Consider the following 10,935-nt stretch of genomic DNA (forward strand, 5'->3'; position numbering starts at 1 on the left):
GGATGTCTCTACCGTCAAATCAGACTTGTTCGACCTGCGCGCTCAGGGCTTCCTGCGCCTGCCGCACCTTTTCCCAGACGGCCGGCGCATCCGCGCCCGCCGTCAAGGCATCCTCCAAAGCACCCAGTTCGCGCGCCTGGCCTTCCCAGCCCACGACCACCAGCGCGCCGCGCATGCGATGCAGCAATCGCGCGGCCGCTTCCGTCTGGCCCTGCCCGCACGCCAGACGCAACTGGCCCAGGTCAGCCGCCATTGTCCGCCGAAACACCGCCCGATAGCGATCCTCGATCGGCTTCGCCCCCTCCGTCCCCCCTTCCGCGGGGGCCCGGACGGCTATTTCCGGCCGCGGAGTGTTGTTCGGCGGCAACTGGTCGCGCGGCCGCAATTTGTTGAGCAGGCCGCACAGCGTCCGCAGGTCGATCGGCTTGACCACCCAGGCGTCCATGCCGCTGTCGCGGCAGCGCAGTTCCTCATCCCGCATCGCATTGGCGGTCAAGCCCACGATCGGGATCCGCTCGCCGAGGCCGCGCAAATGGCGCGCCAGCTCGTAGCCATTCATGCGCGGCATGTTGACGTCGGTCAGCACCACGTCATAGCGGCCGGCGGCCCACAGGCTGAGCGCGTCCTCGCCATTCTCGGCGACGGTCACCTGGCAGCCCAGCTGTTCCAATTGGTCGCGCAGCGTCACCATGTTGATGGGATTGTCCTCCACGACCAGGATCCGCACGCCGGACCAGGCCAGGCGGGGAGCCGCCGTCTGCGCGGCATCTTCCGCGGGCGGATGGCCGCCGCCCAGCCAGGCGCCCAGCCCCAGGCCGATGCTGCTCACGCGGAACCCGTCGATGCCGGCATGCGTCGATGGCCCTTCCCTGGGAGACAGCCCCATGTAGCGCCCCTGCCACCCCGGTGGCGCGTCGGCGCGCGGCATCTGCACGTCGAGCAGGACCTCCTCGCTCCCTCCCGAAGGCTCCTGCGCGGCGGGCACGATCTGCGCCGCCGCTCCCCAATGGGCCAGCCACCGGGACAGGTTTTCCGCCAGCTCGGCGTGCGGCGCGCGCACCCGCACGCTCAAGGTCCGCAAGTCCGGCGCTTCGCGCCCGGCGGCCCCATCCACGCGGTCGAGCGTCAGTTCGAACGTGAAGCTGCTGCCCAGGCCGGGTTCGCTGACCACCTGGATCCGGCTATCCATCAACTGCGCCAGGCGGTCGCAGATGGACAGCCCCAGCCCCGCCCCGCGCACCGTATGGTTGTCCGCATGCACCAGGTAGAACGGCTTGAACAGGTCCACCTGCTGCTCGCGCGTGATCCCGATGCCGCTGTCGGCAACCTGGAATCGCAGCGCGCAGCGGCCCGCCTCTCCCGGCTCGGCGCGCAGGCGGACGATCACATGGCCCGCCTGGGTGAACTTGACGGCATTGCTGATCAGGTTGTTCAGGATCTGCCGGATGTGCGCCATGTCCCCCATGACGGCGGCCGGCGTCTCCGGATCCACGCAGGCGAACAGCAGCAGCCCCTTCTGCTGCGCCATGGCCGCGTAGGCGGCGACGCAATCCTCGACGAGCGCGACCGGATCGAATGGTTCCCGGTTGATCTGCAGCTGTCCCGCCTCGATCCGGGTGATGTCCAGCACGTCGCTGATGATCTGCAGCAATTGATGCGACGCCCCCCGGATCCGCTCGACCTGCTGGTGCTGCTGCGTGTCCAGCGCCATCAGCGACAGCAGTTCCAGGGAGCCCAGCACGCCATAGAGCGGCGTGCGGATTTCATGGCTCATGGTCGCCAGGAACGTGGATTTCGCGGCACTGGCCGCGTCCGCGGCCTCTTTGGCCCGCTCCAGTTCATGGTGCGCCTCGACCTGGGCCGTGATGTCCGTGAAGATGCACAGCAGCACGTCCTGTTCATGGTAGCGGGTCGGCGCGCAGGCCATCAGCAGGTGCCGGTCGTCCGGCAAGGCCAGCGGCTGGATGCCGGCGGACTGGCCGTCGCGGACCTGCCGCCAGACGTCCCGCAGCCCGGGCAGCTCGGGAAATGCATCGCCCGGCTCGAGTCCCAGCCACGCCAGCGCGGACGCATTGCTGAAGACCACGCGACCTTCGGCCATCTCCAGCAGGCACAGCGCCACGGGCGCCGTCTCGATCAGCGTCCGGTTGAAGGCTTCGCGCTCCAGGATTTCCTGCTGCGCCTTGCGCGCCGGTTCGACCACGCCGTACCGGTACCAGCGCGCATAGCCCACACCGCCCAGCAGGCACAGCAGGATAAGGAAACCGGCGCCAGTCAGGAACCAGGCGTTGCCCCGCAGGAACCGGTCGTACGACACCAGGTAGCGGCCCGTCCAGAGGCCGGCCTCGTCCCGGACCAGGAACGCCAGCCCGTTGGCCGTCAACTTGAACCCTTCGGCCCCCAAGTCGGGCGGCGAATCCCCTCCGCGAATCAGGTCGCCCTGCCCCGTGCGGCTGAGCCAGAACCGGTAGCCCGCGGGCGTATCTACCCCCGCCCGTGTCGCATGCAGGCGCGCTTCGTCGATCAGCAACGCCGCGCGCAAATGCACGGTCCGTGGATAATCCAGCGGCGGTGTGTCCACGGGAAACAGCGCCAGGGAGGACAAGGCCAGCAGCTTGTGCGGCTGGCCGGGCACGGGCAGCCAATGGACGACGGGGGCGCCCGCGTTCGGGCCTTTCTGTTCGGGACGCTGCCTGGCGTCTTGTTCGTCCAGGAATTCCCACGCAAACCGGATCGTGGCGGCGAAGGCTGTCTGCTGAGACTCGTCGGAAGCATCTTCCAGGTAGCCGAAGGAAGGAATGCTCAGGCTGATCGGATCTCTCCGGCTGGCCAGCGCCAGGTCGGCCGAAGGGAAATCCGACAGGGACCAGAACGCCGAATAGACCCCCGAAAGGTAATTGCCCAGCGACTGGTAAAAGGCCAGGCGCGGATCGCAGGCCTCGATGCGCGTACGGCAGATGAGGGAAAACGGAATGGCCGCCGGCGACGAGCGGGCCACGAAGACCCGGTCGCCCTGGACATCCAGCTTTCTCCAGACGGGCGACAGATCCTCGGCCCGCAACTGGCCACCCACCGAGTGCAAATGGGACAGGAAGCGTTCCTGTTCCTGGAGATTGCCCAGGACGGCCTCGAAATCGTCGACCAGGTGCAGCCGTTCCTGATGAAAGAACTGCTGGGCCCCGACGAAGAGCGCCCCCAGCAGGATCAGCGAGATCGGGACGAAGACGAGGACGACGACGCTGAGCCAATAAGAGCGCTGGGTGATCCGATTGAAGAAAGGGGCATCGTGCATTGTCTTGAACGGAAGATGCCGCCCCGGCGCAATGGAATCAGGGCGTCGCGCTCGTACCATAACGCAGAAACGGCTCGATCCCCTCCGCCCGGACGGCGGGCGCCACGAGGAACCCCTGGATGCAGTCGCAGCCGAGCTGCCGCAACAGATCCAGGTCGTCGTGCGTTTCCACCCCCTCGGCGGTCACCTTGAGACCCAGTTGCCGGCCCAGACGCACCGAGGCTTCCAGCGCGGCCCGGCGCGTCGCATCGCGCCAGGCTCCGGTGACGAAGCCCCGGTCGATCTTGACTTCGGTGAACGGCAAGGTGGTCAGGTGGCGCATAGAACTGAACCCATGGCCAAAATCGTCCTGCGCCAGGCCGAAGCCCTTCAGCCGCAAACGGCCAGCCCCCATATGATACTGCCCCATGTCCTCCAGCGTCTGGTCCTCCAGCAGCTCGAACGTCACGTCGCCGCAGCTTCCGTCCGCGGATTCGACGCACGTCTGGAGCTGGTCGGGCAGGTCCGGATTCGCCAGCAGCGGGACCGGCAGGTTCACGGACAGCTCCACCCGCCAGCCCGATTTCCGCCACTGCCGCTGCGCAGCCAGCCCATCCATCAGCATCCGGAACAGCAAGGGTTCCTCCAGGCCATAGAGCCGGATGGCTTCCAGGAACCGGGCATCGCCGGCATGGCTGGCGCCGGGCACCGGCCAGCGGGCCAGCACCTCGACACCGGTCACCTGGCCACTCCTGATATCGACCTTGGGCTGGAACCAGCCCTGGATCCTGCGGGCTTCCAGGGCATGGCTGAACACCCCTTTTCCAGCGGGCTGGCTCGGCGGCGGGGCGTCCTCCGCACTGCGCCGGTCGAAGCCTGCGGACAGCACGGCCCGCAGGCGGCGCGCATGATCCAGGGTGAACGGCTTGACGAACGCGCCCATGACGGCCAGTCCGCGCGCCTTGGCCATGGCGGCGGCATTGTCCAGCACCGGCTGGCTGCACATGCTGACGCACGCCACCCAGGGCCGCAATCCTTCGCGATGCATCTGGTCGATGAACTGCAGGCCATCCATGCCGGGCATGTTCAGGTCCATCACGACGAGGCAGCGGTCCGACTGGCGCAGCCGATCCAGCGCCTGCTGCGGACTGCTCAGCTCGACGACATGCTGGAAACCCGCATCCCGCAACGTGTACATCAGATGCAAGGCCTGCAGGGGCTCGTCATCCAGGGCAAAAACCGAGATGGAATTCATCATGTTACATATCTCCCGACGGAGCATGGGCATCGAGCCGATCCTCCAGGACTGAAAAAGAGAACGGCTTGACCAGCAGATCGTCCATCCCCGCCGCCGCCCACCGCCGCTGGGAACGGGCCAGGGGATCCGCCGTGACGCCGAAGACGACGCCGTCATAGCCCCGGCCGCGCAATGCCCGCGACAAGGCGTAGCCATCCATGCCGGACATGCGCACGTCCGTCAAGATGGCGGCAAAGGAATCGAGGTCGTCGCGCCGGAGCGCGGCCTCGGCGGAACGTTCCTGCGCGACCTCGTAGCCCAGGCGCCGCAACTGGTTTCCAAGCACCAGCAGGTTGACCGGGTGATCATCCACCAGCAGGGCTTTTCGGCCCTGGAATCGCACCGATGCCCGCGCATCGGCCGCAGGCACGCCGGCACCGGCCGCCACGGGGCCCGGCGTCCCTTGGAGCGCCTCGATCGCCAGGCCGATGGCCCGCACCGAAGGGTCCGCCACCCAGGCCACGGACGCATCGGCCCCCGCCCGCCCGCCGTCCACGTCCGTCCGCACGCGTTCGATCCGCACCCGCGCCCTCCGGCCCGAGGCGGTCCCGGGGTACTGGTTCAGGCAGACCCGCAGGTCGCCGGCCTTCGGCGGCCGGTCGTCCTCGGGCACGGCCCAGGCGCCCCAATGCCGCAACCACTGGCAGACATTGCCCACGATCTCCGGGGCGGCGCCCGCGACCCAGACACGCTGCGGATCCAGCACGGGGATCCGGCGAGGGACTTCCGGCGCGGTCTCGGCCAGCGGCAGGGTCACGTCCAGCGCCATGCTGGTGCCCAATCCCGGTTCGCTGACCACCTGCAGGCCGCCGCCCATCAATTCCGCCAGCATGCGGCTGATGGTCAGCCCCAGCCCCGTGCCGGCCGCCTTGCCCTGCTCATTCTTCCCGGGGCTGAAATAGGGCTCGAACAGGTAGGGCAGGTCGTCCGGGTCGATGCCCACACCGGAATCCACCACCTGGAAGCGCAAGGCCATGCCGCGCTCATCGGGCCTGGCCTGTGCACGGATGATCACATGCCCCGACGCGGTGAACTTGATGGCATTGCTCACCAGATTCCCGAGGATCTGGCGCAGCCGCAGGGAATCCCCCAGCAGCACGCGCTCCATCTCCACGTTCATGAGGGCGTACAGGTGCAGCCCCTTCACGCGCGCGGCGGCCTCGTACGCGGCCACGACCTCGTCGACCAGGTCGGCGGGGCCGAACGCCCTGGACTCGATGTGGATCCGCCCCGCCTCGATCTGCGACAGGTCGAGCGCGTCATTGACGATTCTCAGCAGCGTCTTCACGGAATGGGCCAAGGCTTCGAAATAAGGCTGCTTCCCGGGCGGAATGTCCGACGGCTCGAACAACTCCAGCGTGCCGGTGATACCGTGCAGAGGCGTGCGGATCTCATGGCTCAGCATGGCCAGGAAGCGCGTCTTGGCCTGATTCGCCTCTTCCGCCAGGCGATGCGAGCGCGCCAGATTGTCTTCTATCCGCTTTCTGGCCGAAACATCCCGGATCAGGCAAAGCGCCGCGCGCCGGCCCTGGTATTCCAGCACGACCGCATCGACATGCAGGACCCGCCCATCCGGCAAGCTGGCCTCGGTGCGCCTGTCGGCCTCGCCCGGCCCGGGAATGCGATCCCGCCACTGCGCGTCCTCGGCAAGCCAGGACCGCGCAAACGCGTTGGCCAGGTGCACGGCATGCCGCTCATTGTCCACCAGCGCCAGGCCGATGGGCGCCATGGCCAGGATCGTCTGGTTCAGCGTCAGGCTTTCGGACAATTCCCGGTACTGGCGGCGCATCGGCGCCAATACCCGGCGTCTGATCTGCCGGGCAAAGAGCAGGACTCCCAGCGCGAACACCGACACCAGGCCGACGGCCCGGCCGATGACGGGAGCCTCGTCCCGCAGCAGCCGGGCGACGGGCAACGCATATTTCACCCGCAAGCCGCCGACACCGATCGACTTGCTCAACAGAACATAACGCGGCAGCCAGCCCTCTCCGGCAAAGCCGTAGTAATCCGCGGCGAATCGGTCGGTGGACATGGCATGGCTCAGCCCGCCCCGCTCCACCACCACCAGGCCCTCGCGGTCGTACAGGCCGTACAGCGTGCCGGGCGGAAGGAAATCCGGCGCCAGCACATTCTGGAGATCATGCAATTCCAGCCCCAGCCAGCCGCTATGCGCGTCCCGGCGATCCAGGGGGGAATAGGCGATCAGCGTGTCGGCTTTCCGACTTATGCCTCCGAGCCATACCACAGGCGCCATGCGCCCTTGCGGCGCATCGTTCACACGCAGAAAGCCGCGCGCGTCATCCCCCGACGCCAGATGCCAGGAGGGGCGTTTCCCATCCACGGCCAGGCGGGCCACCATGGAGAAAGACGGCTGCGCATAGACCAATGTTCCAACCCGCCGGATCGCATCCAGGTAACGGGGCGTCAGGAACAGCATCCGCGATGCCTTTTCCCCATCGGCCACAGGCAGGGGAACCGCCGGCCCATCCACGCCGAAACCGCCTCCGGCCCTGGATGCCTGCCCGGACGGCGGCTGGAAAGAAGTGGCGGCCAGGGCGCGTATCAGGACTTCACGCTGATCGAAATAAAGTTGCGCCTGATACGCCGCGGCATTCAAGTGTCTGCGATATTCGGACAGGGTTCTGGAGGCGGATACATACACGTACCCACCCAATCCGATGATCATACCCAGTAACAAAGCCAATACAAAAAACAACAGCAGCGCTTCTGGCGTACGAACAAAATCTCTTTTGGATAAATTTTGTCGCTGCATGAGAGAATTCTAAGCAGCGGCTCATGAAGAGGATTTAGTAATAATCCGAAAACAAATTGAATCGTCCCGCACGGCGGCGGGCCCGCCGCACAATCAGCCGCACCGGAGGGCGCGCTTATGGCGGCGCCGGCGCAGGTCGGACGCGGTCACGCCAATGCCGGCAACCAGCAACGCCGCCCCGCCCCACCCCAGCGCCGGCGCGAATATGTCCATGAAGGGCAGCGAAACCACGATCAGCACGACGATCGATAATCCCAGGAATGCCTGCCATCCTTTCAAGGGCCTGTTCCAGTGCCTGGCGGCGCCGCTCGAAGCGAAGCGCCAGGCCGCCGCGAACACTGCGCCCCAGACGCAAAGCGCGCCAACGGTCGCAATGGCGGTGGCGATCTCAAACCCCTTCAACCGCTGGTATGTAACCGCCACGAGCACGGCCGCCGCGCACAAAAAGGCGGCGGCCGTCGCCACGCGGGGACTTCCCGCATGGAGGCGGCCGAGGCACGCCGGAAGTTCGCCCGCCCGCGCGGCCTCGTGCAGCACGCGCGCGGCCCCGAACAACTGGCTGTTGATCACGGACAACACGGTGACGGCGATCAGAAGGCTGAACAGAGGATAGGCCCAGGCTTGCGACAAGAACCCCAGCAGATACTGCGTCGGCAATAAATGGATGGGCACGGTGCCGGTATGGACTAGCATGGCGGTGACTGCGACGATCACCCACACCATCAGGGCCAGCCAAGCGGAAACCCGCATCAGGCGGGCACGCAGGACATGCGGTGCCGCCGAGGTCTCCCGGGCCGCCAGCGACAGGGATTCGATGCCGACGAAACCCAGCGTCGCCAGGACGAACGGCGGCCAGAGCGCACCGGGATCGGCGCGCAACAGATCCCACAGCCACCCCGCCTCCACCGGAGTCGGCCCGTCCGCGCGCCAGATGGCAAGGCCGCCCAGCACCAGCACGCCGGCGACCGTGCCGATCTTGATCGCGGACAGCAGCATCTCGAGGCGCGCGAACGCCTTCGCCCCGCGGGCCATCACGAGCGCCAGGCACAGCAGGCCCGACAGGCTGATCAGCCAGCCCGGCAGCCAGCCCAGCCAAGGCTTGAGCGCCGGCGACAGGAAGGTGACTTCCGTACCGACGATGGCGGTCACGGTCAGGAAGTATGCCGCCCGGACGAGGCCCGCCGCCCGGCGCCCGAGCTGGCGTCCGATGGCCTCGGTGAATGACCTGGGAACCGGACCGCCCAGGGTCAGTTCCGCCATGCAATGCATCAGCAACAGGAAAACGGCGATGGCGGCGATATAGACCGGCACCGCCGCGCTGCCGACCAGCGAGAGCGGGAAGATGCCGCCGGACACGAGTCCGAAACTGATCACGGCGCCGAAACCGACCATGGACATCTGGGACAGGCTGAGCAAGCGTGGCAAACGGGAATATCGGCGCATATATGGAAATTGAAAATCGGATATAAGGGCGGGGCGCTGGCACGACGGGAATGGCGCCGGCGGCAAAAGGTGACATTTATAGCATCGTTGCCGGCCGCCCGATCCCGGACGCAGATTCTTTCGGAATAATCCTAAACATCTAAAACAAACGGAAGGCTAATATCCTCCTGCTTTATCTCAAGCAACGCAATCCCCTAGAAAGACAGCAATCTGTCTTATTACCAGCCCCACCGAATGAAGCCAATGAACAAGCCCGGTTTTTGGGCGGATTACGACATGAAAATCGTGTGCAATGAATTGCGCCGCCAAGGCCTGCTCTCCGTGGCAGATTGGGCCTGCGACGCAAGCTATTGCGCGAGACGTTTCGATTCCACCACCTACCTTGGCTACCGCCTGTGGGCAAGCCCTTGTCTGCGCATGATGCAAAGACACCGGCCGCTGGCGCGCGCCCTGGCGATTCCTGTCCGCTGGATGATCGCGGACATGCGATATCAACACGGCGCTCGTTCAAACAGGCATTTCCTTGGTTTGCTGATCAACCGGGGCCTTTTCTGGCCCGCGAACAGGCTGATCGGCAAAGCGGCCCGGTTTCTGGGATCGCCGGGCGCAAAAGGGTTTTCGCCCAGTTCAAAGAAATCATTCGGCGGCAATCTGGCGGAATGCTTCGTTCAACCTCCTTTAAAAGGTGATTTATCCATGAAGAAGAGTATTTTCAGCGCACTGACGGTCGCCGGCCTGGTCGCATCCGTGAGCACCGCCTCGGCGACGCCCAATTCCGGCACCATCAACTTCCAGGGCTACATCACGGAATCGGCCTGCTCGATCTCCGGCGGCGACACCAATATGACCGTCCCGATGGGCAGCATCACCAAGAACGAATTCACCACGGCCGGCACGCGCAACACCACCCCGGCGCGCTTCTCCATCTCGCTGCTCAACTGCAACACGGAGGTTGCCAAGAACGCGACCATCGCCTTCACGGGCAATGTCGTGGGCACCGGCCTGCTGGCGCTGGAACCCTCCGGCGCCCAGGGCGTGGCGGTCGCGCTGTTCAATGCCAACAACCAAGCCATCACCGTCGGCGGCACGGGGGTCAGCGGCGCCCTCACCAACGGGACCAATGAATTCAAGTTCCAGGCCTATTACCAGGCCACGACCGCCGTCGCCAATATTGTCGCGGGCGCGGCCAACGCCAAGGCGACTTTTACGGTCACCTACTCGTAAATCGGCGCGCCAAAGGGCTTTCCGGCCCTTCCACGGGCTGAGGAATTCTCCTCAGCCCGTTTCATCGATGCCCGGCCTCACATGGGGCCGCCGCGCTCCCCCGTCCACCCCCCCCATACGCGTAACCCCATGAGCTCAATCGCCCGAAGCCTGCTTCCCGCCCTATTGATCAGTTGTCTGGCATGCGGCCCCGTCCAGGCCGCCGTTCAGCTCTCGTCCACACGCGTCATCATGAATGAAAAGGACCGCAACGCCATCGTCACGGCCAAGAATAACGGCACGCAGCCCGTCGTGGTACAGGCCTGGGTCGATGGCGCCGCCGAGGAAATGAAAACGCCTTTCTTCATGACGCCGCCGCTGAGCCGCTTCGACGGCGGAGAGGAGCGCAACCTGACCGTCAGCCGGGTCGACGATGATTTTCCTGCGGACCGGGAATCCTATTACTGGGTCAATGTCCTTGAAATTCCGCAGAAGGTCGATTCCCAGGAAAACAGCCTCGCCCTCGCCATACGCACCCGCATCAAGCTTTTCTACCGTCCCGCGGCCATCCTGAAGGCCGCCCGGGGCCCCGACCAGGTTTCATGGCAGCTGGAGCGCAATGGGGGAGCCTGCTCCATCTCGATCACCAACGCATCCCCCTACACCATCAATTTTTCCCGCATCGACATCGATGGGGACTCGGACGCCCTCGGTAAAGGGATGGTCGCCCTGCCCCTCGAACAGACCCGGGTGGTGCTGCCCAAGTGCCCGGCCAGATCATCGATCCAGGTGCAGCCGCGCGTCGTGAACGACTATGGGGCCGTCGACGCCTGGCCGACGCTCACCCTGCAGGAAGGCAGGTCCGTCATGGGAAGCGCGCAGTGACCACCGACTCCCGTCTGCGACAACCCGCGGAGCGCCTCTCCTTGTGCTCGATGGGGATGCTGC

The 10,935-nt window shown here is 65.9% G+C and carries 6 protein-coding genes; 2 read left to right on the forward strand and 4 right to left on the reverse strand.

Translation table 11 applies throughout. From position 1 onward, the window contains the following. Window positions 1–19: 19 nt before the first annotated feature. The 4 genes from ACFO27_RS07700 to ACFO27_RS07715 all read right to left on the reverse strand — a co-directional run bounded on the left by ACFO27_RS07700 (window position 20) and on the right by ACFO27_RS07715 (window position 8,757). The gene (locus tag ACFO27_RS07700) at window positions 20–3,292 is read right to left on the reverse strand and encodes a response regulator (RefSeq protein ID WP_376816810.1); all 3,273 of its coding nucleotides are present in this window, start codon (window positions 3,290–3,292) and stop codon (window positions 20–22) included. Between the two features lie 37 nt (window positions 3,293–3,329). After that, window positions 3,330–4,529 (reverse strand): EAL domain-containing protein, encoded by a 1,200-nt coding sequence (locus ACFO27_RS07705; RefSeq protein WP_376816811.1) that lies wholly within the window; start codon window positions 4,527–4,529, stop codon window positions 3,330–3,332. A 1-nt stretch (window position 4,530) separates the two neighbouring features. Next, window positions 4,531–7,341, reverse strand: a complete 2,811-nt coding sequence (locus ACFO27_RS07710; protein ID WP_376816812.1) for an ATP-binding protein — start codon at window positions 7,339–7,341, stop codon at window positions 4,531–4,533. Window positions 7,342–7,434: 93 nt separating this feature from the next. Then, the gene (locus ACFO27_RS07715) at window positions 7,435–8,757 is read right to left on the reverse strand and encodes an amino acid permease (protein ID WP_376816813.1); all 1,323 of its coding nucleotides are present in this window, start codon (window positions 8,755–8,757) and stop codon (window positions 7,435–7,437) included. A 270-nt stretch (window positions 8,758–9,027) separates the two neighbouring features. On the opposite strand from ACFO27_RS07715, the gene ACFO27_RS07720 reads away from it, so the two are divergent. Then, window positions 9,028–10,008, forward strand: a complete 981-nt coding sequence (locus ACFO27_RS07720) for a fimbrial protein (RefSeq protein WP_376816814.1) — start codon at window positions 9,028–9,030, stop codon at window positions 10,006–10,008. Between the two features lie 129 nt (window positions 10,009–10,137). Then, on the forward strand, window positions 10,138–10,872 hold the full coding sequence (locus ACFO27_RS07725; protein WP_376816815.1) for a fimbrial biogenesis chaperone: 735 nt from the start codon (window positions 10,138–10,140) through the stop codon (window positions 10,870–10,872). Window positions 10,873–10,935: the final 63 nt, after the last annotated feature.

It is taken from the genome of Castellaniella denitrificans (assembly GCF_042653765.1).
GTDB lineage: Bacteria > Pseudomonadota > Gammaproteobacteria > Burkholderiales > Burkholderiaceae_B > Castellaniella > Castellaniella denitrificans.